This window comes from Nostoc sp. JL33, assembly GCF_017114985.1.
Classification (GTDB): domain Bacteria; phylum Cyanobacteriota; class Cyanobacteriia; order Cyanobacteriales; family Nostocaceae; genus Nostoc.
Window position 1 is genome coordinate 1 of the sequence record NZ_JABXKP010000044.1, and the last position, 22,853, is coordinate 22,853.

Sequence of the window (22,853 nt, forward strand, 5' to 3'; positions counted from 1 at the left end):
TGTTACCAAAACATTGACATTGCCTGCATCCCCTTTTCCTGCTGGTTGGGTATCAGATGCACCACGAGTAAAGGTTGCCAGGCTAGCGCCATCAGTGAGTGACAGGGTTGCTGCATTAATGTCGATATTGCCACCGTTACCGACACCTGCCGCCACGCTGCCGATGCCACTGGTATCTGCAAAGGAAATAGCATTTTTTGCACGCACTGTCACATTCCCTGCATTCCCCTGTCCATAAGTTGAGGCATCAATTCCAGCCTGATCACTTAGAGATAAGTTACCAGAATCGATGGTAATGTTGCCTCCATTACCAAATGCTCCTTTTTCTACTAAATTGTTAATCACGCTACCAAAATCAGCAATTTTGATTTCTTCGGTAGCATTTAGCGTAATATCCCCTGCAACAGTCTCAGGTGTCCCCAAACCCGCCCCAATACCAGCATTAAGGGCACTTTTGCCTAATATCTCTACATTTTGGGCATTAATCGTAATATCACCGCCACCAGCACCTTGCACAAATACACCTGCTTCATTGGTAAGCGATACCGAAGCACGAGTCACATTAAGAGGAAATTTCAAGCTGAGATTATCCCCATTAAAAAGAAGATTGACATTTCCAGATGCCGCTAACCCCCCTAATTCAACTCTCCCACCATAAGCATTTAACTTGCCGCCATCTATGCTGACATTACCACCCACTAGCAGCAAACTTTTACCATCTCCTACTCGTAAACCAGATGCATTAAGACCTGCGGGATCTATTCCTGCTGGTGCAATTGACCTGTTTTCAATTCTGCCAGCCGCAAGTTGATTGAACAACAATGCCGAAGGATTAACTGTTAGTAATGGCGAAGGAGTTTGAGGATTGGTAGCACTAAATTCCAACCCATTGCCAAACACAAATGAATTCGCCGTACTCGCCACAAACGAACCCGCCACATCCAGCCGTGAATTGTTCCCGAATAAAATACCATTGGGATTGATCAAAAACAAATTTGCACTACCATTCACCCCCAGTGTACCGAGAATATTCGAGATATTACTTCCCGTCACCCGTGTGAGAATATTGGAGATTCCCGTGGGATTGGCAAAATAAACTCGCTGGGATTCTCCGACATTGAATTCACGAAAACTATGGAACAGGTTTGCACCGCGAATTGCTCCGCCATCAATCCGGTCAGCAGCACTACCTTTAATATTGACATTGGGAGTGATTCTTGAAGAGCGATCGCCCAATGTTCCATCAGGGGTAATCTGGGCTAAGGCGTGATTTTCAGAACCAAATATGACATGAGCAAGCACTCCAATAATGCTAACAACTCCTAAGAAACCTGAGCGCCAATTCCTATATCCACAGATTGCCATATCAGAATCAGCCTCGCCTGCTCATTTCCTACCTGTGAATATGCAATTAATCTATCTATTGATAAATTTTTATTTATGCCATTAATTTCAGCAGATATTTTGACTAGAGGAGAGTAAAGTTTCTAAAACTTAACGTTAGGTAATGCTTCCCAAAAGAAAAAGTTACAAATCACTCATCAACCTTGCCTTACGGAGAAAGAATTGCAGCACCGTTTCTTCACGGGAAATAATATCAACCCTACCCTCCATGCCCAATTGAATGTGACACTGGTTTTTCCCTTTGCCTAAAACCAGAGTTTCCGGTTCAATAGTCACTTCGTAGTAACTACCAGCCGTTGGTGCTTGCCGACTAACAGATGTGTCAGTAGATGAATTGCTATTATTCTTTTGGGGAGCGATCGCATCTGGAGAAATCGCCTGCACTTGACCATTGAGAGTACCATAATCTGGGTAAGGACAAGCGCTGACCCGCATTTGGACTTTTTGGCCAATTTTTAACTTACTTTGATTTTCAGATGCCACTACTGCTTTCAAAACTTGAGGCGCATCAGTGGGGACAATTTGCACCACTTCTTCGCCAGGACGCACAGTTTGACCTGGGTTTCGCAAATTGAGTTGAGATATTATCCCATCGGCGGTAGCTGCGATCGTGGTTTGAGCTAAATCTATTTTTGCTTGTTTGAGTTCGCTAGTATCACGCTCTAGCTGTTTTTCAATTTCAATCCGTTGCTTAACTAGGGCTTGGCGTTCCTTTTCTATTGTTGCTTTATTGCTTTCCCCTCCGGCTTTTTCTTGAGCGATCCGCTCAGTAGCAACAGTTACTGCTGCATTACTTGGATTGACGGCAACTTGGGCGCGTTGCCTTCTCGCAATGGCAGCAGATACTGCTTGTTGTAACCGTTCAATTGTCTGTTCTTGCGCCTCCACTGCTGCTTGTTGCGCCTTTACCGCTTGCTCTTGCTGTTTGGCAGATAATTGTGCTTCTTCCAATTGATCCTTAGATAGCGCCCCTTGGGCAGCTACACTCTCATATCGGTTCTGTTTTGACTGGGCTACACCCAAGGCAGCTTCAGTCGCATGGAGATTCGCTTGTGCTGTTTTTAACTGTGCTTCCCCAGCGTGCAATTCTTTCTCAGCAATTCTGATGTTGGCATCAGCTTCTTGGAGTTCGGAAACAGTGGTAATATTTTTATCTCGATATTCCCGACGGCGACCGCTCAATTCGGCTTGGGCACCAGTAATAATCCGATTTACGCGGTCAGTTTCGGCTCGAATCTGGCTGTTGAGGGCATTAATCTGGGCATTGATTTGCACTAGCTGTAACTTAGATTGTTGAATAGTAGTTTGCAATTGGCTCTTTTTGGTTTGCAGACGGGAGTCGTCGATAGTTGCGATCGCATCTCCTTTTTTGACAATTTGATTTTCTTTGACATAAATGTGCATTACCTGACCTTCAGTCGCCGCTTGCACAATTCGCAATTCACCCGCCGGACGCACAACCGCCTGTCCTTGGACGGTGACTTTATATTTAGTAACAGCAGCAACTGGAACAACTAGTCCTAGAACGCAGAGAATAAACATTCCGCCAAAGGTTGTCCAACGATTAATTGGTGGGAGAAATTCGTTGGTTTGAATTGGGGGTAGAAAATCTGTATTGCTAACCATGATGTAATATGAGTAAACCGCAGAGGCATAAAGAAAACAGAGATTTTTACAACTGATATCATGTCTGGGCAATTAAGCATAAAACCCAGAACCCCACCCCGCCAAAGCTGCGCTTTAGCTCCCCTCCCCGCCTGCGGGGAGGGGTTGGGGGTGGGGTTCATCTTAATTAATGGCAACAGACTTGCCGTTACGGTGAGCGGGTGAATATGTCAGCGCTAACGCATCCTGAGAGGGGAAAATATCATCTAGGAAATCTAAATGTTCACCAGGTAATTTCCGCAATTCTTCTGGTGTACCTTGGATTTTTAAGCGTCCTTGTTCTAAAAGTACAATTAAATCTGCTCTTTGTATGACCTTGGGACGGTGACTAATCAGAATAGTCGTTTTATTATGACGATGAGATAAAAGTCTATCTAGTACTTGTCTTTCGCTTACAGGGTCGAGTGCGCCCGTGGATTCATCTAAAATTAAGATCGGTGGCTCAGTAACTATTGCTCTGGCGATCGCTAATCTTTGGCGTTGTCCACCGGAAAGATTTGCACCAAATTCTCCTAAAACAGTTTGATATTTATCGGGTAGTTTGCTAATAAATTCATCTGCACCAGCAATTTGACAAGCTCTGACGATTTCTTCAAAACTGATGTGAGGATAACTAAAATGGAAGTTATCAATAATAGAACGACTCCAGAAATGGGGTTCTTGAGGAACTAATACTACCTGTTGTCGCAGACATTCTAAAGAGAGGTCTTGCTGATTATAGAAACCATAACGAATATTACCAGACTGAAGTTTATATAAACCAGTAATCAATTTCGCCAGGGTACTTTTACCACAGCCAGATTTACCAATTAAAGCAATGACTTTACCGCCAGGAATAGTTAAGGAAAAATCTTCTAGTAGGTCAACTCTACCTGCGTGATGAAAGTTAAGTTCAGTGCAAGCAATATCTGCATTCCCAGGAATTTGTGCCCAAGGCTTTTTGAAATCATTCTCGTCTTCTGGGGTAGCATCAATAACTTCTGTCATGCGTTGAATGACTATCTGGGCAGTGATAAACTCATCTACTAAGCCGATCGCAGCAGCTAAGAAGCCCAGAAAATTGCCACTCATGCCGTTATATGCCATCAATTGACCGATTGATAAGGTGTGATTAATGACTAAGTAACTACCTATCCAAAGGATGCCAATACTAATGAAAGTGGAAAGAATGCCAGTAATTGTACTGCTATAAAGTCCCAGCTTCATCATACTCCAGCCCAAGTTGGCGAGGCGACCATAATTCCCTTGGTATTCTGACCAAGCTTGGGGAGTGGCTTGGGTAGTTTTTAACACTTGGACACCGCGAAATGTTTCTACCAGAAAGCCTTGGTTTTCTGTACCAGAAACAATCATATTGCGGGTTTTCTGGCGCATCACTGGTAAGAAAAGCAAGTTAACAGCTGTGATAATAAAAAATGCAACTATGGAAGCTAGAGTTAGTTCCCAACTGTAAAAGAGCATAAAAGCCAAGGAAATTACAGCGATAAAAAACTGACTGGGTAATCCGAGGACAATTTGGGAAACTAAGTTATTGATGGACTTAACATCAGAAATGCGGCTGACAACTTCCCCACTGCGTCGTCCTTCAAAGTAGGAGAGGGGTAAATGTAAGAGTTTGCGTCCGTATTCTAAGATTAGTCCTAATTGCAATTTTTGACTAAAGTGACCAATGAGATGAGATTGTACTAAACTAATGGCGCTTCTAATTAAGTTCATGGCAATCACCCCAATTGCCACAGTGGTTAGTAGTTGGGTATCACCTCGTACTAACACATCATCGGTGAGGAGTTGCATCATAAAGGGAGATGCTAAAGAAAGCAGTCCAATGGCGATGTTAATGGCGATCGCTTGAGCGAGAATAGAGCGATAGGGCCAAACCCGTTGCAGATATCTTCCCAAACCCCCAATTTTATCTGATTCTTGTTCAGAAAAGCGGCTGTCGTCAGGAGTCAGCAGTAACATCACGCCATTACCCCAACCTGCAACTAACTCCTGACGGGTAAGATAACGGATACCAATACCAGGGTCAGCGATGACATATTTTTTACCTTTTTGACCGTATAAAACTACCCAGTGGTAGCCTTTCCAGTGAATAATGGCTGGTAGGGATATTTGGTGTAATTGGTCGATTAGTTGGGGAGTGGCTTTAACTTGACGGGCATTAAATCCCAGTACTTCCGCGCCTCGCTTCAATCCCAGCAAGGATGTTCCTCTGGAACCAGTGCCTACGGCTTCCCGAACGCGATTGAGGGTAAATGTGCGTCCGTAGTGTTTGGCAATAGTGGCAATGCACGCTGCACCGCAGTCTTCTTCAGTGTGTTGGAGGACTATTTGGTATTTCATTTTCAGGTGCAATTAATTATGGGTGAAAAAATACAGTCGGGTCATTTGACCCGACTTGATTGAGCGTTTAGCTTGTCATATTCGACTTTTGACTGCTTGGCTGACGCAGTAAAAGGTCATTGCGCTTAGGATTAAAGAAGGTTGGCAGCACCCCCATTGCCATTGGCACCAGACGCAAAGTTGGCAGCAGCAGGCACAACGTTGGCACCAGGCCCATCACTACCACCAGTTAAGATTAAATAACCTTCACTTGTATCAAAGTTATTGGTTCCTGGAGATAGTGGGATGTTTACTACATCATAGCCAGGTCCAATCTTTTGGTCGAAGCTAACAGTTGGTGGTCTTCTGAAATCATATTGCCTTTCATCATTAAAATACAAAAAGTCCTTTCGTCCGTTAATCAAGTAGTTGACGGTAATACCCGATTTATTGCCGAGATTGTAGATAGCACCACCTTCGATGACGGCTCCTTCTTCGAGAGTTAATTCGGTGAACAGTTGTTCTTGAGAAACAACAGAATAGTTAGAATTAGAGGTGATATTGTCGAGATTTGACATTGTTTTTCTCCTTGATTGTAATTGATTGGAATTTCTGGAAATATTTTTTCCAGATAAACTTGTTACTTTGCACTTAAAAATCAAACTGGGCTTAATCACTCTGGAATTAAGTTTTAATCCCAATTAAAAAGTCACCAAATAGGCACTAATTAAATGCCCCATACAGAGATAATTGGATAATTTTTCATTCCCCTTGTTCGTACATGTTTTTAGTACTTAGTAGGTGAATCTCTCTGCATATCACTCTTTACGACGGCTTTTATTTTTTATGCACTTGGATCAGAAAAATTTTTGAAAAATCTGTAAAATCCCTACGCAGCAAGGAATTAGCTTTTGGCTATAGCAATCGCAATTGAAACATGAGAAAATACGTAGCCAGAAAGTACGTATCTATAAGTATTTCAGCAATTTTTTTCTCACGAATGATTTAGGATTGCTATATATATCAAACAATAGCAATTACCGCTCCAGCGAAACCTACTGCCTTAATTGCTCCATCAAGTAAACTCCCCAAATCGAGATTTGCCCCAGCATTCCAAGACGAATTGTAGCTACTCGATATTCCGCCCCAAGCAGCAGCTAGCGCTGGATTAGTACCGGATACACCCCAATTATCATCTCTAGAACCAGCCTCAAAAGTGCCATGAGTTCGCCCCGTATGCGAGAATGTAAAAACTGAACCATGTACATCATCTTTAAGCGCAAAAACAAGTGATGTATCATAGCTAGTAGCGCCACTATCATGGAAATTACCTGTAAAGCTATAACTTCCATCTGGAAACAAACTCAGGTGAGCATGGCCTCCTACTGGAACTCCATTATTAAAACTGATACTACCTGTATCTAGCTCTATGTTTGGTAGTAAAGGATCTGGAGTTGGGGGAGGCAAAGGAGCTGAAGGTGAGGGCACTAATAAGTCGTTGGGTATCCGGAATATATCGTGGGAAGCTATATTTACCAATCCAAAACTTTTGCTGATACTTGTCATATTCTCTCTCCAAAATATGTTAAGACTAGACAGACAGACCTCAAAATTCATGTGACCTGTTTAGGGTATGTCTGCAAATTACAAAAAGCTATAATCAGGGTAGTAGAATCTTTCGGAGTTCAATTTGCTACGAACTTGTTAAATTATGTACTTAGACTAGAGGAGATTGATCCAGTCATCGCTGCTGCTAAGTCTATGGTTCGCCACGGGCAACGCAATGAACTGCTCCTTGGAACGAGTTCAAAATAATGAGCCAATAATGCCTCCAATGACTGATCCAACAGGCCCTCCAACAACGCCTCCAACCACTGCTCCAATAGTTGTTGTATTCCCGTTTGCAATGTTGTTTCCAACAACTGCTCCAGCAGCTGTTCCAACTGCGCCTCCAATGGCACCTCCTATGGGTCCTCCAAGGGCGGTTCCAGCAGCTGTTCCAGCTGCGCCTCCAATGGCACCTCCTATGTCCTCTCCGTAGCCGCCCTCTGCGTTTTGATTCCGCAAACCTCCACTGACAGCAGCAGATTCTTCGGAATTTAATTCAGTGAACAAACCAAAATCTTGTAAGTAGCTTTGATTGTTTAACATGGTTTTTCTCCTTTTTGAATTAGGTAATGCAGAAAGAATTGGGTAAGTTTTAACAAGTTGCATATTTGCGGAATCAATTTGCGGCTATAACCATCGAAGTTTTGTTCTTGACGAAATTATCCAATGATTCAGCTAGTCCCCAAAGAAAGCATCTTTTTTGTGATACTTACTAAATGAACTTCTCTGCATATCACTCTTTACGATGACTTTTAGTTTTTATGCATTGAGAATAGAAAATTTGGGAAAAAATCTGTAAAATCCTTATGCAGCAACGAATTAGCTTTTGTCCCTATGGCTGTATAATTGAAATCAGCTATGTTCAAACAACGGCAAATATTCCATGCAACCCCGACAGGGCATTGTTGAAATCTTTTCTACATTTGTGCAATTTGAGGCAGACCAATTTAGTGGTTGGGCAACAGATGCCAAACTGCGACGCAGTATGAAAGTTTGCCTGGAGGGGTCGTCAACTGAGAAATCAGATACCTTTTGGGCACTTTACTGGTATGAAGTTTGGCAGACTCAATCTAGTGCTGTGGCGATCGCACATCTTTCTGCTTACTTACAAGAGGTGTGCTATTGGACTGCAAGAAAATTCGCCCTCAACTTTGCCAGGCAATCGTCTCTGGCAGACTGTTTTCAGATGGCGATCGCTCATATTAACAAAATCCTCAAAACTTTCAATCCTCAATACAGTTCGCATTTAAAAGCCTATGCAGAATTAGCTTTTGAATCGATTATCAAGGATGTACTGCGCTTACGTCGGGAAGCAAACATTTGCTCAGACTGGGCATTATTACATAAACTCAGCCGCAAACGACTAGTGCAGTCATTACAAAATGCCGGATTTAACGCTCACTGCATCGAGAGTTATGTTTTAGCCTGGGAATGCTTTAAGGAACTCTACACAGGTGACAACATAAAAATTCGCCAGCTTACCAAACCAGATACTCTGACTTGGGAGGCTATTACTAATCTTTATAATGCAGAACGTTTAAGCCGATTGAGTTCACCCACTCCCCCACTCAACCAGCTAACCATAGAAAGCTGGCTATTATCTTCTGCTAAAGCTGCCCGTACTTTCCTCTATCCTCAGGTTGTTTCCGCAGACGCTCCCCTCAAAGAAGAAGATGATGGTAATTTATTAGACATATTGCCTGCAAAGCCAACATCTTTACTAACGGAAATCATTGAGCAGGAAGAAGCTGCGAATGCACGAAATCAGCAAGCTCAGTTAAACCAATTTTTGCACCAAGCGATCGCTGCAATGGATGCAAAGTCACAACAACTACTACAAGTTTACTACGGTCACAAGCTTACTCAAACAGAAGTTGCTGCACAGTTAGAAATTAAGCAATATACTGTTTCCCGTCGCCTTAGCAGCATTAAAAAGTCATTGCTGCTGACTTTAACGCAGTGGAGTCAAAACACCTTGCATATTTCTCATAAATCGGACGTAATAGATGCTATAAACACAAGCTTAGAGGAATGGCTCAAAGTCCAATATAGCCATACCCAGATCAACAACCCCCTTCGGGGCGGGAGTAGGGAGTAGGGAGTGGGGAACAGAAGAGAAAACTAGAGATAGAAAACTTGGTTTTAAGCCTCGCCCGATGTGAAGCGAAAAAATCCCTATTTTCCAAGCTAGGTTGAAACCCCGTCCCTTGCGGTAATACTTAGTTTCCCCACTCCCCACTCCCCATTCCCCATTCATTTTTTAATATGGAGCCATTCTAAAATTATTTATGTTGAACGCACCCCCCCCATTTACTATTGACTCACAGCATTTATACTTAGAAATTCCCCAATCTCCAGAGGTGCAAGAACAACCATACTCAACACCTGGTGCTTATCAACGTGGGTGGATAAATCAAAAATGCTTGCAAGCATTTTTGCCTTGGTTCAAAGAAGAAATTGCTCCCACCGCCAGAGTTTATCCCAACAGTGCGGCATTGCCGAGTTTTTGGGAAGTAGTCAATGGCACAGCTATTACTTTTGATCGCGATCGCCTTGTATTAATTCCCACCCTCGCTATGGATGACGATGAGTTGCGCGTACCGCAGGAATGGGTAGATATTCCAGAGTGGGCTGCTGACTATTACGTAGCAGTACAGGTAAATGCCGATGATGGCTGGATGAAGATTTTTGGCTACACAACCCATCAAATTCTGAAAACAAAAGGGATTTATGATCCTGGAGATCGTACTTACAGCTTGGAAAATGAAGATTTAATTCCAGATATTAATGTGCTGTGGGTTACACGCCAACTTAATCAGCCAGAAGCCTTACGCGCCGAGATTGCACCTTTAGATTCTATTGCCAAAACCCAGGCAGAAAACCTCTTAGAAAGATTGGGCGATCGCGATCTGAAATTCCCGCGTTTGGTAGTTCCATTTTCACTCTGGGGTGCGCTCCTGGCACATAGCGGTTGGCGAAAAAAATTGTATGAACTGCGTCAGGATTTACTCATCCAGTGGTCAATTCCGCAATGGTTGCAGACAGGAGTAACCAATTTAGCTCAACAGTGGGGATGGGAAAAAAGAGAATTCGTCGTGGTGCCTACGGGAATGCGGAGTGCAGAACCATTTCTCGGCTTGTCTCGGCAAATAATAGTTGCAGAGCATACATACGAGTTACGTATTTTCCCAAAAACCGCTTCTGAGGACTATGTTTGGCGCTTTGAATTGCAAAGTACAACTCCTGGTGGACAAATTCCTGCTGGGTTTAAGCTCCGACTACTAACGGAAGACTTACAAGCTTTTGAGAATAATGAAGATACGGCAACAACTCCTGTAGATATGTTGTATTTGGAAGTAATTTTGGAATTAGGAGAAGGATTGGTTTGGGAAATAGAACCCGCGCCTGAAGACTATGACCGAGAGATTTTGCGGTTTTAAGTATTATTAGTTAAAAAAAAGGTCAAAAACCTCTCATCAGTGCTAAACTCCGAAAATGTTAGTAAATAATGTTCATTATTCTTACATATTAAGGGTTTTATGGCTTTTTTAAAGGTAATTTAGCATAATATGTAATGTAATGAATCAAATAATTAACCGACTTTGTAGTTTAGCAATTGAGATAATAGATACAACTCATAATCTGGGGAGAACTAGCTGTGGGCAAGTTAGTCATCTTAAAGTTAGGGGAGGGAAACTTTGAACAAGGGTTTCCCGTGACGCTACAGATTGGTGATGAAAATGTCCGCCCTAGTGTGGAAATCACAGGTGCGCTTCCTCCCAACCCAGAAATTCTCCGCGATTATTACCGTTGGCAATCTATTTATCGTAATTTAAGGTTGTCATCTCGTCCTATTGGTTTACCTAAGGAATTTAATCAAGCCCCCAGCCTAGAAGACTGCCAGCAGGTGACTGAAGAATTGAAAGTCCGTTTTAATAGTTGGCTTGCTGCCGATTCCTTTCGGACTATCCGTGAGAAATGGTTGGAAAAACTCATGCTTACGGATAATATCCGTGTGCTTTTACAAACCAAAGACCTCCAATTACAAAAACTCCCCTGGCATCTTTGGGATTTGCTGGAGCGCTATCCCCAGGCGGAAATAGCCCTGAGCGCTCCCGCCTACGAACAAGTCAACCTTAACCGAATAGCAACTACATACGACAAAGTAAAAATCTTAGCAATTTTGGGTAACAGCCAAGGAATTGATACTAAAGCAGACCAGGCACTACTTAATTCATTACCGAATGCAGACATCACTTTTTTAGTTGAACCACAATGCCAAGACCTTACTGATCAGCTATGGGAGCAGCATTGGCAGATTCTATTTTTCGCCGGACACAGTTCTACTGAGGAAACGAATGAAATAGGAAAAATCTACATCAATCAAACTGAAAGTCTAACAATTAGCCAGTTAAAGTATGCCTTAAAAAAGGCAGTGGAACGAGGTCTACAACTGGCGATTTTCAATTCTTGTGATGGCTTGGGATTGGCACGAGAGTTTGCTTGTTTGCATATTCCCCAAATGATCGTGATGCGAGAGCCTGTACCTGATCGGGTGGCGCAGCAGTTTTTAAAGTATTTTTTGTCAGCCTTCGTGCGGGTAAATTCGTTGTATTTAGCTGTGAGGGAGGCACGAGAAAGGTTACAGGGGCTAGAAAATCAATTTCCCTGCGCTACATGGTTGCCTATTATCTGTCAAAATCCGGCAGAGATGCCGTTGAATTGGGGGGAATTGTGTAGAAATATAGGTAATGTTCATACATCTTTGCCTAAAACCACCCCTGTTAAAAGAATCACAAATCGGCTTGGCTTCTCACTGCTCTTACTGATCAGCATGGCAATCACTGGAATATTAACGGGAGTAAGGTATTCGGGTGTTTTGCAACCATTAGAGCTAAGTGCGTTTGACCAACTATTACGCTTGCGTCCTCCTGAGAAAGCAGACTCACGCCTACTGATTGTCACTGTGACTGAAGAAGATGTGCAGGCGCAAAAACAGGAAAAACCTCAGGGTTCCTTGTCAGACAAATCACTTGCCAAACTGTTAGAAAAATTAGAGGCATATCAACCAGAAGTTATTGGTTTGGATATATACCGAGATTATCCAGTGGGTAAGGATTATCCAGCATTGGCAGAACGAATGCGAAAAAGCGATCGCTTTGTGGCGGTGTGTCAACTTAGCGATTCCCAAGCCGGAAAACTAGGTGTGAAACCACCCCCAGAACTTTCTCCACATAATCTAGGTTTTAGCGATATTGCCATAGATTCAGATAATGTCGTGCGTCGCCATCTATTAGCGTTAACTCCCTCACCCTCATCTCCTTGTACTGCCACCTATGCCCTGAGTGTTCAACTTGCATTACGTTACTTGTACACCAAGGGAATTCAGTTGCGCTTTACCCCTGATGGCGCGTGGCAATTAGGGAAGCAGGGATTTAAACCAATAGAAGCTCATACTGGTGGTTATCAAGGGGTTGACGCTTTTGGACACCAAATTTTATTAAATTATCGTTCCTCTGGTTCCTCAGAAGCAATTGCACCACATATTACTTTGCAACAAGTGCTAACGGGTAAGCTAAATGCCAATGCAGTCAAAGGCAAAATAGTCATTATTGGCACAACAGCAGAAACTTTTGGTGATTACTGGTTAACTCCCTATACCACTCCTAAAGGGAAATTACAGGCAATACCAGGAGTATTTTTGCAAGCCCAGATGGTTAGCCAACTGCTCGGTGCTGCTTTGGACGGACAACCTCTGTTGTGGACTTGGCCATTTTGGGATGAAGTAATTTGGGTTTGGGGCTGGTCTTTTTTAGGCGGTTTGCTTACTGCTTATCTGCGTCGATTCACTTACTTAAGCTTGGCAGGAGGGATAGCTATTATTAGTTTATACGCTAGCTGCTTTATATTTTTAATTGTATATAGTTGTTGGGTTCCCCTGATTCCTGCTATGTTGGCTTTAGTAGGTCATAGTTTAATAGCTACAACTTACTTAAACATAAAATTTAAAAATTAATAATAACGCTAATTTTAAATATGAAAACCACCGTTCAGCAGGCAGGAGGCAGAACGCTTTATGAAAAGCTATTGGCAAATACAAATTAATCGCTGTATCGGGATGGCTTTGTCCGGAATTATCGGCTATTATCCAATGATTTGGATGGCACCAGCTGCGGCCATTCCTATGACATTTTCGCCTCCTCCACCTCCTCCAGACAGGGGTGCAACAGGCGATCGCGGAGGAGCTGCAAGTCGTGGCTGTAGTGTCGGTAATCAGTCTATGATTGCACTTGTACCTGTATATAAACAGACACTCAAACAAGGAAAAACAGAAGCAGTTTCTGTTACTAAAGTTTGGGGATTGACGACTGAGGAATATCCAACTTTTTGGTTTTTTGTCCCCTATAAAAAATCTACAATTAATTCCATTGAGTTTGTTCTCAAAGATGAATCAAGTAAATTAAGTCAAACTCTTTACCGAACAATAGTAACAATACCAGAAGTACCAGGAATTATTAGCATTCGCTTAAACGCAACTACTCCCCGATTGCAAGTAAACAAAATGTATCACTGGTTTTTCAAGATGAAAGTCATTTGCAATCCCCAACAACCTGCACAACGGGAGTATGTAGAAGGATGGGTGCAACGGGTTAATCTAAATCCTAAATTAGTAGATAGCACCAAGCAAGCAACTCCTGAGCAACGAGTAGGGCTTTATGCCCAGAATGGTATTTGGTACGATGCCTTGACTACTCTGGCTGAATTACGTCTTGCCAAACCTGAAGATCCAACTCTCGCAGTGGAGTGGATGAATTTGCTTAAATCCGTAGATTTAGAGAATTTAGCTAAACAGCCCCTTATTTTGCATTGATATCAAGGTTTCTAGACGCTCTTTTAATTAACTTACTAACGCTAACATCTAATGAGTTCTTTTCCCAAGCACTATTAGTTAGCATAATATTCCAATACGCTTGGTGTTAAGGCTAAAATCCTTTGTCAAAGTCAATTTTTTTAACGAACCACAGAGGCGCAGAGGGCACTGAGAGAAGAAATAAATGCTTAACTGAACCGTATTGCATAATATTCCGACGCTTCTTTAATTCTTCATAAAATACTGGTTAGTTTTTTGTTCTTTTAATTCATCTAGGTTTGTTTCAGGGGTACATCCCAGTTTTTATTATTCGTAGGACTTACGCAAAATATCTCTCAAACTCTGATTTCTCTATGCCCTTTAGTGCCTCTGCGGTAGCCTGCGGCAAGCCGCTCCGCGTCTACGTTATTCCGTAACTTCTGCGTAAGTCCTAATTCGATGAAATAATAAAATTTAATATGTCATTGCGAGGAGGAACGACGAACGCTAGGCGTAGCAATGACGGAAGATTGTTAGATTTTACACTCATTGGGATGCTTTCTGTTTCAAGGGATTTGTGGCAGAAATTAAAACAAGTTGAGTGAAACCCAACATCATATTAGGTTAACGTTGGGTTTCACAGCATTCAACTAGCTTGATTAGGCGGTATTGCTTCCGGTGGCGTTTCTGCTGGGGGAGCGAGTACCGCATCCGGCGCAATTTCTTCTACGGGAATCGGTTGCTTGTCCTTAATTTCAAAATCTGCTTGCGCTGCTTCCACCAATTCAGGAGATGGGGGATGTGGTGGAATCGCTTCCGGCACACTCTCGGTTTTTGCTTCGGTGTCAGTAGTAACTGTCTCCTCTGCTGGTTGTTCTGGTATGGGAGTAGTTTTATCGATAATCTCAACAGGTTTCTTTCCCAGAACAGAGGTAATATCTTCAGGTTTGGGGGTTGTGGGTGTTTTTTTACTCACAGTCTGCTGCACCTTGTCTTTCGCGCCACTGAAGGTGCTACCAAGACCTTTTTGCAACTGGCCCAGCCGTTCCTGAAGCGACAACTTATTTACCTGTTCCTGAATGCCAGTTTTCACCGTCTCAGGGCTGGGTACTTGGGTTTGTTGTGCCTGCGGGGTCAGTTGGTGACGCAATGATAGAGTTTGCCAGCCAAACCAGACCAAAAGAGCCACACTAGCCACATGACCCAGCAACAAACCTCCAGTAATGCGTGGTGCAAACACCCATAAGACTAAGGCGTAGAAAAGTCCTACACCACTCCAGATAAAGTCATTCTTGCGGTGGATTTCTGGGAAAAAGAAAGCTGCTATATAAATGGCTAAACTACCAAGACCGACCACCAAAGCTAGGACATATGCCAGCATTATTTGGTTACTCCTTACTGCATCCTTTAATTATTTCAATTTTGCAAATTTTGCCAGTTAATTGTTGATTTAGATACAATTTAAAATTAATTATCCATGTTAGTTGTGGATTTTTGTCATTTATATCAACTCTTAAGGTCTTCTTTAGGAGAGAACAGAAAATATCGGACTACCCTTAAAGTTAAAAGGATCTGCAAGAGTTAGCCAGAAATTTTTTATGACACTACAAAGCTTTGGTGTGATTGGATTAGCCGTTATGGGTGAGAACATCGCTCTCAACGTAGAGCGCAATGGCTTCCCAATTGCAGTTTACAACCGCTCCCGAGAAAAAACGGATGCGTTTATGGCGCAGCGTGCGCCAGGAAGGAACGTCAAAGCCGCCTTTACTCTAGAAGAATTCGTTGCCTTATTGGAACGTCCCCGCAAAATTCTAGTAATGGTGCAAGCTGGCAAGCCAGTGGATGCGGTGATTGCTCAACTCAAACCCTTGTTAGAGGAAGGCGATATCATTATCGACGGTGGCAACTCTTGGTTTGAAGATACAGAACGACGCACTCAGGAATTAGAACCGGCTGGGCTTCGGTATCTTGGTATGGGTGTCAGTGGCGGTGAAGAAGGGGCGCTGAATGGCCCTTCACTGATGCCTGGAGGTACAACAAGCTCTTACGAGTTTCTATCGCCAATTTTCAACAAAATTGCTGCCCAAGTCGATGATGGCCCTTGTGTAACCTACATTGGCCCTGGTGGCTCTGGCCACTATGTCAAAATGGTACACAACGGCATTGAGTACGGCGATATGCAGCTAATTGCTGAAGCCTACGACTTGCTGAAAAATGTTGCTGGATTAGACCATAATCAGCTACATGAGGTGTTTGCTGAATGGAACACCACGGATGAACTCGATTCATTTTTGATTGAGATTACGAGGAATATCTTCCCATATATTGACCCAGAAACAAATAAACCCCTGGTGGATTTGATTGTTGATGCAGCAGGTCAAAAGGGAACTGGACGCTGGACTGTACAAACTGCGTTGGAATTGGGAGTCTCTATTCCCACAATTACAGCAGCAGTTAATGCCCGGATTATCTCTTCTATTAAAGAGGAGCGGGTTGCAGCATCTAAAGTCCTTACAGGCCCCAGTGGCAAGTATGACGGGCAAACCAAGGACTTTATCAACAAAGTACGCGATGCTCTCTATTGCTCAAAAATCTGTTCTTACTCTCAAGGGATGGCGTTGCTATCCACAGCTTCAAAAACATATAACTGGAATTTGGATCTGGGCGAATTGGCGCGGATTTGGAAAGGTGGTTGTATTATTCGCGCTCGCTTTTTGAATAAGATTAAGAAGGCTTTTAGCGAAAATCCAGCTTTGCCTAACTTGCTGTTAGCTCCCGAATTTAAGCAGACAATTCTCGACAGACAGACTGCTTGGCGGGAAGTGATTGCGACAGCTGCAACACTGGGAATTCCAGTACCCGCATTTAGCGCATCCTTGGATTATTTTGACAGCTATCGCCGCGATCGCTTGCCCCAAAATCTAACTCAAGCACAACGCGACTACTTTGGCGCACATACTTACCTGCGTCTTGATAAGCCCGGAAGTTTCCATACTGAATGGGTGCCAATTGCTGAAGCCAAGAAGTAAACTTTCACATCTCTACATCAGGATACTGTGAAAGGTTAATAAGTTTCAGAATACAGTTTTAAGGTGGCTCTGAGTTTCAGAGTCACTTTTTTTAACGAACCGCAGAGGCGCAGAGAACGCAGAGGAAGAGAGAGGATAATAGCAATTCTCTACTGTTTATTGATTTTAGGGGTTATTCTTACCAAGATATTTAGCTTTTAATTCTTCTAATTCTTCATCTATTTTGCTTTTAATAGAAGGCTGAGATATTGGATTTGGTGGCTGTATTTTATTTGGTTGAGGTTTGCTACTACCCAAAAATTGGGTTTTCATTTCCTCTAATTCTTTCTCAACTTGACTAGGAGATTTCGATACAAAATTGGGTGGTAAATTTGGTGGTGATTGAAGGATAGGTTTTGGTGCAATCGCTGGCGTGGCTGCTACTTGCGACTGTTGATTTAAGTCTTTGATCACTTCATCTACTGTTTGATAACGCCGAATTGGGGCACTTTCTAGCATCTTGTTGAGAATGCGATTTAACTGATTACTAATGGGGGTTTTCAAATATTGCTGCCAAACCCATGTACCGTTGTTGGTATCATAGGAATCGAAAGGCGATCGCACTGTTAATAAATTAATACAGGTCGCCCCCAAACTGTAAATATCGCTGGCAAAAACAGCCCTACCTCTCATTTGTTCAGGTGCAACATATTCTGGACTACCAATACTAGTACCAGTTTGATTTAAGGCAGCACCAATGGCAGATTTAGCAGCCCCAAAATCTACTAATACTAGTTTGCTATCACCGCTACGTAAAATAATATTTTCTGGCTTAATATCGCGGTGAATTACATGTCTGGCGTGACAAAATTGCAATACTGATAATAAATCATTCAATAGTTGCCGGATTTGTATTTCATTGAAAGCACCTCTATGTGCCAATTCCTGGGCTAAGTTTTGCCCGTCGATAAATTCTTGTACAAGATACTGCCGGCCTTCTTGGGTAAAATATGCTAATAATTCGGGAATTTGGGGATGTTTGCCCAATTCATCTAACTGCACCGCTTCTTGGTTAAATAATTCTACGGCTTTTGCAAGAGTGTTAGTACCTTGGGCTTGGGGATAAAATTGCTTAATCACGCAGCGTGGTTTTGAGGGTTTATCCTCATCCACAGCTAAGAAGGTTTTGCCAAAACCACCTTGTCCGATTGGTTTGATAGCACGGTAACGTTCTTTGAGGAGTAACTTAGAACCGCAAGTCAGGCAAAACTTGACATCATCAGGATTTTCCGGCTTGGGACAATGGGGATTAAGGCAGTAGCTCATATAGGCGATCGCTCTTATATATCTCTATTTTCTCCTGTCCCAGGCAAAAGGGTGTAATCAAGTGCAATCGCTTTGGATTAAACTATGAGCGATGTCTACGATGGTAACAGAGCGCGGCCGTTGTGCGGGCTGTGACGCTCCTGCGTCGCTAACGCTACGCTATCGGTGACGTACTGCTAGCTACCCCACAGCATCCATAACTGGATGGAAGTAGAAGGCGAACCCCAACACTGTATAGGCAGCTAATAATAAAGTGCCTTCCAGCCAATTGGATTTACCATCAGAACTAATACTGTTTGCAATCAACACTGACACAACTACAGCTACTAATTCAAAGGGTTTGAAATCCAAATCCATTGGTTTACCCAATACCCGCCCTGCTATAACTAACACGGGCGCGACAAATAAAGCAATCTGCATACTTGATCCCACAGCTACCGAAAGGGAAAGATCCATCTTATCTTTCATCGCTACGGTGACTGCTGTGGCGTGTTCAGCCGCGTTACCGACGATGGGAACCAAAATCACCCCTGTAAACAGCGCCGTCAAACCTAGCTGAGATGTGGCCACTTCCAGAGATTCGACCAACATTTCTGACTCAATTGCCACTAGCAAGGTACATACTAGCAGTACGCCAACCCACAACATCATATTTGGTTTCGCGTGAGGGGTTTCTTCTGCTTCTGTCTCCGCTACACCCACATCATATAAATAGGAGTGGGTTTTCATCGAAAATAGCAGCGTTAGGGCATAAACCAGGATTAATACTACAGCAACAGCAATAGAAAGATTTTGCACTGTTTCTTCGTTAATTCCTTGAGAGGTATAATTCATCGCCGTTGGCATCAAAATCGCAATCACCGCCAAATTCATCGAAGCAGCATTCACCCGCGCCACAATTGGCTGAAATGTCTGTTCTTTGTAGCGCAGTCCTCCCAAAAGCATGGAAAAACCCATCACCAGTAGTAAGTTGCTAATAATCGATCCGGTGATACTAGCTTTGACTACATCTATTAACCCAGCGTTCAGCGCTATTAGGGCGATGATTAGTTCTGTAGCATTGCCAAAGGTGGCGTTTAACAAGCCCCCCAATGATGGCCCCACTACGACAGCAATTTCTTCTGTGGCTGTACCCATCCAAGCTGCTAAGGGCAGAATCGCTAATCCAGCTGTAATGAAAACTATCAATTCTCCCCACTCCAGAAAGTGGGCTGCTAGGGAAACGGGGATAAACAGTAATAAAACCAGAAGAATAATGTTTTTAGTTGACATTTGTTGTCTTGGGTTGAGGTATCTTGTCGGAGTGCTGAGTTACTCACTACTCCCATAGGATACTCTCAACCGTCTGTAGACTAATTCAGAAATTTAGCTGTTTTGGGTTCACTGCTGTGGATGTTGTGTAAAATAAGATTACGATATAATGAGTTTTTGTAATCTTTTGTTGCAAAAATATGAATTTGAGCCAAGATTTTACACCAGAGATAGGGTTTAATAAATTAAAAGACAATTAAAATTTTGATTGGCGCCCAAGAAGAGAAAACCCCTAACTGAGGCTTTGGTCAATGCCTGATTCCTTTAAGCCTTCAGGGAAAGGGCTGTCTTGCAAAGTTCCTTTAAGTCGGCACAGCCGCCCAACGGACTTTGCCCTATGCGATAACGCAGATTTCCCCCTAGAATAAAACGGCTTTGTCGAAAATTTGGTTAGATTCCATAGTTGTTGTTTATAGCGGATTTTGTGTGAGAACCATTGTAGAAAGGTTTACGCACAATGTTCTCGGTGCAACTGCAAGTTTTTTGTTTTTGGATAAATATACATGACTTCTGCTGCCCAAATGCCAGCTAGCTCTGGCTCAACGTTAACATTACATTCAGATCCCAATAACACCAAAGAAACCGATCCCTACTCGAAGGCTAATGGTGTTTATGTGACGGTGCATGGTCATTTTTACCAGCCGCCAAGGGAAAACCCTTATCTGGACGCAATTGAACGCCAACCGAGCGCTGCGCCGAGCCATGACTGGAATGAGCGGATTCATTGGGAATGCTATCGCCCAAATGCCTTTGCCAGAGTCTTAAATGACCAAGGCGAAGTCGTGGAGATCGTCAACAATTATGAGTATTTTAGTTTTAATATTGGGGCAACGCTGATGTCGTGGCTAGAACGCTACGATGTGGAGGTTTATCAGCGGATTTTAGAGGCGGATAGGAAGAGTAGCGATCGCTTGCATGGTCACGGCAATGCGATCGCGCAAGTATACAATCACATCATCATGCCTCTGGCGAACGAACGCGACAAATATACCCAAATTCGCTGGGGTAAAGAAGATTTCCGCTCCCGCTTTGGACGCGATCCCGAAGGCATGTGGCTAGCAGAAACTGCTGTAGACTACGCAACCCTAGAAGCTCTTGTTGCTGAGGGTATTCGCTTCATTATCCTTGCACCATCTCAAGCACTGCGTTGCCGTCCCCTCCCTACTCAAGATCATCCCCATCCTGAATGGATCGAAGTCGGTGGGAGTCAGATTGATTCTACCCGTCCCTATCGTTGTTATTTGCAGCCTACACTAGATACTTCATCTTCACCTTTGAGTGCGATCAAGGAGGGGAGTAGGGAATCGGGAGTAGGGAGTAGGGATAGTAACCACTCCCCACTCCCCACTCCCCACTCTCCCCCCTACATTGATATCTTCTTCTACGATGGGCCGATATCGCGGGACATGGGTTTTAGTGATGTCGTTTATAATTCCAGTCACTTTGCCGGACGTATCGGTTCGGCGGTGCGTGGGGATCATCGTCTGGCACAGTTGATTTCTGTGGCGACGGATGGCGAAACCTTTGGACACCACAAAAAGGGAACTGAGAAAACTTTAGCCTACGCCTTTACCAAAGAGTTTCCCCAACAGGGTTGGACGGTAACGAACTTCGCCCACTACCTCAGCTTAAATTCTCCTGGTTGGGAAGTGGAATTGAAGTCAGTCACAGCCTGGAGTTGCGCCCACGGTGTCGGCAGATGGGAAGATGATTGTGGTTGCGGTGGAGAAGGTGGTGTTTGGCATCAGAAATGGCGTCGTCCCTTGCGGGATGCCCTGAATTGGCTGCGAGATCAGCTAACTGATGTGTATGAGGAACATGGTAGACAGTTATTTCGTGATCCCTGGCTAGCACGAGATGAATATATTCAAGTGATGCGCGATCGCTCTGCTACCAATGTCAACCGTTTCCTCGCCCGTCATCAAACCCACAAACTAACCGCAGCCGAACAAGTAGACGCTTTGCGCTTGTTAGAAATGCAGCGTCACGCTTTGTTGATGTTCACTAGTTGCGGTTGGTTTTTTGAAGAAATTTCTCGTCCAGAGGGGACACAAATTCTACGCTATGCCGCCCGTGCTTTGGAATTGGCAGGGGATGTGGCAGGTGTGCAGTTGGAAAAAGGCTTCGTCAAACGTCTTGGTTTAGCCCCCAGTAATGTGGAGCAGTTCAAACACGGTGCGGAAATTTATCGGCAACTGGTGTTAACTGCCCAACTGGGCTTTAAGCAAGTAGCAGCCCATTACGCCATTACTTCCCTATTTAGCAATCAGAAACCAGCACAGACGCACAATTCTTTGCCTAGAAAAGATGCTGCTGACAAACAGTCTCAGCGTTACCATAAGCGGGTTTATTGCTACGCTGCCAATGAGTTAGATTACCAACTGCAACGGATGGGATCGCTAACTCTGGCTGTGGGAAATTTAAAGCTGGTATCAGAAATTACTTGGGAAAGTGAGCATTTGGTATTTGCTGTTTTGCATTTGGGAGGCTGGGATTTCCACTGCTGCATTCAACAATTTACTGGGCGGCGTGACTACAGCCAATTAAAAGAAAAGCTGTTTCGGGCACTGCAACAAGCTAGTGCGGCTCATACTATCTTGGTGATGACACAGCTATTTGGAGAAGAAGCTTTCAGCTTGCAAAATCTATTTGCTGAAGAACGCCACCGGATTATGGGGCTGCTTAGTCAGGAAACACTGACACGTTTAGGACAGCTTTATACTCAAGCCTACCGTGATAATTATGGGGTGCTGATGGCGTTTCATCGCGATGAAATAGCAGTACCGCAAGAATTGCAGGTAGCAGCAGATATTGCTTTAGGGCATCGCTGTTTGATGACATTGCGATCGCTAGACCAAGATATTGCTGATCCCCAAAAGAGTTGGAATCACATCTTAGAATTAGAGGCGATCGCGACTGAAGCAAAACATCTGCGTTGTCGGCTGAATATTCCCGATGGTAAGCAGATGTTAGAACAATTAATTGCGCGATCGCTTTGGCAATTGTTGCACGATGCCAATGGTAGTTTTAATGCAGATATCCAACTATTGGAGCGATTGATTGATGTCGGGGATCAACTAAATATTGATGTTTCCCTACAGCGATCGCAGGAACTATACTTTAGTTGTCTGCAAAGTGAGATAGCGCCGGTGTGTCTCACTAACTTTGCAAATGAAGGAGATAATCAGTGTCTTCAGTTGCTCAAGTTGGGCAAAAAGTTAGCCGTTGATGTCACCATGATCTCAAATCAGTTGGGATAGATGTAGCGTAGCACAGTGAAGCTAAAACCTCGTTTCCAGTTAGAAATTGGGAACGAGGTCAATCTTTTGACATCTGGTGAAATTAAATATGCGTTATCC

15 protein-coding genes are annotated in these 22,853 nt (G+C 43.4%); 6 read left to right on the forward strand and 9 right to left on the reverse strand.

Annotated elements, in window-relative coordinates; translation table 11 throughout:
• The 6 genes from HWQ23_RS11880 to HWQ23_RS11905 form a co-directional block, all read right to left on the reverse strand.
• The coding region (locus tag HWQ23_RS11880; RefSeq protein WP_292828204.1) for a filamentous hemagglutinin N-terminal domain-containing protein at positions 1–1,365 on the reverse strand (1,365 nt) is incomplete at its 3' end.
• 162 nt (positions 1,366–1,527) lie between these two features.
• Positions 1,528–3,030: a beta-barrel domain-containing protein gene (locus HWQ23_RS11885; RefSeq protein ID WP_292828207.1), complete on the reverse strand. Its 1,503-nt coding sequence runs from the start codon at positions 3,028–3,030 to the stop codon at positions 1,528–1,530.
• Positions 3,031–3,192: 162 nt separating this feature from the next.
• Positions 3,193–5,412, reverse strand: a complete 2,220-nt coding sequence (locus HWQ23_RS11890) for a peptidase domain-containing ABC transporter (RefSeq protein WP_292828210.1) — start codon at positions 5,410–5,412, stop codon at positions 3,193–3,195.
• 131 nt (positions 5,413–5,543) lie between these two features.
• Complete coding sequence (locus HWQ23_RS11895) at positions 5,544–5,969, reverse strand: hypothetical protein (RefSeq protein WP_292828213.1); 426 nt, start codon at positions 5,967–5,969, stop codon at positions 5,544–5,546.
• A 445-nt stretch (positions 5,970–6,414) separates the two neighbouring features.
• Positions 6,415–6,957 (reverse strand): hypothetical protein, encoded by a 543-nt coding sequence (locus HWQ23_RS11900; RefSeq protein ID WP_292828216.1) that lies wholly within the window; start codon positions 6,955–6,957, stop codon positions 6,415–6,417.
• Positions 6,958–7,197: 240 nt separating this feature from the next.
• Complete coding sequence (locus HWQ23_RS11905) at positions 7,198–7,542, reverse strand: glycine zipper 2TM domain-containing protein (protein ID WP_292828219.1); 345 nt, start codon at positions 7,540–7,542, stop codon at positions 7,198–7,200.
• A gap of 340 nt (positions 7,543–7,882) precedes the next feature.
• On the opposite strand from HWQ23_RS11905, the gene HWQ23_RS11910 reads away from it, so the two are divergent.
• From HWQ23_RS11910 to HWQ23_RS11925, 4 genes are all read left to right on the forward strand, one after another.
• Positions 7,883–9,097 (forward strand): sigma-70 family RNA polymerase sigma factor, encoded by a 1,215-nt coding sequence (locus HWQ23_RS11910; protein ID WP_292828221.1) that lies wholly within the window; start codon positions 7,883–7,885, stop codon positions 9,095–9,097.
• A gap of 190 nt (positions 9,098–9,287) precedes the next feature.
• The gene (locus tag HWQ23_RS11915; RefSeq protein ID WP_292828224.1) at positions 9,288–10,439 is read left to right on the forward strand and encodes a DUF1822 family protein; all 1,152 of its coding nucleotides are present in this window, start codon (positions 9,288–9,290) and stop codon (positions 10,437–10,439) included.
• A gap of 218 nt (positions 10,440–10,657) precedes the next feature.
• Positions 10,658–13,015 carry a CHASE2 domain-containing protein gene (locus tag HWQ23_RS11920; protein ID WP_292828227.1) on the forward strand — a complete coding sequence of 786 codons (2,358 nt, stop codon included), beginning with the start codon at positions 10,658–10,660 and terminating at the stop codon, positions 13,013–13,015.
• A 60-nt stretch (positions 13,016–13,075) separates the two neighbouring features.
• Positions 13,076–13,870: a DUF928 domain-containing protein gene (locus HWQ23_RS11925; RefSeq protein ID WP_292828230.1), complete on the forward strand. Its 795-nt coding sequence runs from the start codon at positions 13,076–13,078 to the stop codon at positions 13,868–13,870.
• Between the two features lie 625 nt (positions 13,871–14,495).
• Here the strand turns inward: HWQ23_RS11925 and HWQ23_RS11930 are convergent.
• Positions 14,496–15,230, reverse strand: a complete 735-nt coding sequence (locus HWQ23_RS11930; protein WP_292828233.1) for a Ycf66 family protein — start codon at positions 15,228–15,230, stop codon at positions 14,496–14,498.
• A gap of 217 nt (positions 15,231–15,447) precedes the next feature.
• Between HWQ23_RS11930 and gndA the strand changes: the two genes are divergently transcribed.
• Positions 15,448–16,878 (forward strand): NADP-dependent phosphogluconate dehydrogenase, encoded by a 1,431-nt coding sequence (gndA, locus tag HWQ23_RS11935; protein WP_292828236.1) that lies wholly within the window; start codon positions 15,448–15,450, stop codon positions 16,876–16,878.
• A 165-nt stretch (positions 16,879–17,043) separates the two neighbouring features.
• Here gndA and HWQ23_RS11940 read toward each other — a convergent pair whose 3' ends face one another.
• Positions 17,044–18,183, reverse strand: a complete 1,140-nt coding sequence (locus HWQ23_RS11940; RefSeq protein ID WP_292828239.1) for a serine/threonine-protein kinase — start codon at positions 18,181–18,183, stop codon at positions 17,044–17,046.
• A 180-nt stretch (positions 18,184–18,363) separates the two neighbouring features.
• Positions 18,364–19,455 carry a calcium/proton exchanger gene (cax, locus tag HWQ23_RS11945; RefSeq protein ID WP_292828242.1) on the reverse strand — a complete coding sequence of 364 codons (1,092 nt, stop codon included), beginning with the start codon at positions 19,453–19,455 and terminating at the stop codon, positions 18,364–18,366.
• 542 nt (positions 19,456–19,997) lie between these two features.
• Between cax and HWQ23_RS11950 the strand changes: the two genes are divergently transcribed.
• Entirely contained in the window at positions 19,998–22,754 is a 2,757-nt protein-coding gene (locus tag HWQ23_RS11950) for a DUF3536 domain-containing protein (protein WP_292828245.1), read from the forward strand.
• Positions 22,755–22,853: the final 99 nt, after the last annotated feature.

What these genes read in the sequence shown, in the direction of transcription:
- HWQ23_RS11915 (WP_292828224.1), top strand. Translation starts at nt 9,288, where the DNA reads ATGTTGAACGCACCCCCCCCATTTACTATTGACTCACAGCATTTATAC.
- HWQ23_RS11925 (WP_292828230.1), top strand. Translation starts at nt 13,076, where the DNA reads ATGAAAAGCTATTGGCAAATACAAATTAATCGCTGTATCGGGATGGCT.
- HWQ23_RS11910 (WP_292828221.1), top strand. Translation starts at nt 7,883, where the DNA reads ATGCAACCCCGACAGGGCATTGTTGAAATCTTTTCTACATTTGTGCAA.
- HWQ23_RS11900 (WP_292828216.1), bottom strand. Translation starts at nt 6,957, where the DNA reads ATGACAAGTATCAGCAAAAGTTTTGGATTGGTAAATATAGCTTCCCAC.
- HWQ23_RS11895 (WP_292828213.1), bottom strand. Translation starts at nt 5,969, where the DNA reads ATGTCAAATCTCGACAATATCACCTCTAATTCTAACTATTCTGTTGTT.
- HWQ23_RS11885 (WP_292828207.1), bottom strand. Translation starts at nt 3,030, where the DNA reads ATGGTTAGCAATACAGATTTTCTACCCCCAATTCAAACCAACGAATTT.
- HWQ23_RS11950 (WP_292828245.1), top strand. Translation starts at nt 19,998, where the DNA reads ATGACTTCTGCTGCCCAAATGCCAGCTAGCTCTGGCTCAACGTTAACA.
- HWQ23_RS11905 (WP_292828219.1), bottom strand. Translation starts at nt 7,542, where the DNA reads ATGTTAAACAATCAAAGCTACTTACAAGATTTTGGTTTGTTCACTGAA.
- cax (WP_292828242.1), bottom strand. Translation starts at nt 19,455, where the DNA reads ATGTCAACTAAAAACATTATTCTTCTGGTTTTATTACTGTTTATCCCC.
- gndA (WP_292828236.1), top strand. Translation starts at nt 15,448, where the DNA reads ATGACACTACAAAGCTTTGGTGTGATTGGATTAGCCGTTATGGGTGAG.
- HWQ23_RS11940 (WP_292828239.1), bottom strand. Translation starts at nt 18,183, where the DNA reads ATGAGCTACTGCCTTAATCCCCATTGTCCCAAGCCGGAAAATCCTGAT.
- HWQ23_RS11930 (WP_292828233.1), bottom strand. Translation starts at nt 15,230, where the DNA reads ATGCTGGCATATGTCCTAGCTTTGGTGGTCGGTCTTGGTAGTTTAGCC.
- HWQ23_RS11890 (WP_292828210.1), bottom strand. Translation starts at nt 5,412, where the DNA reads ATGAAATACCAAATAGTCCTCCAACACACTGAAGAAGACTGCGGTGCA.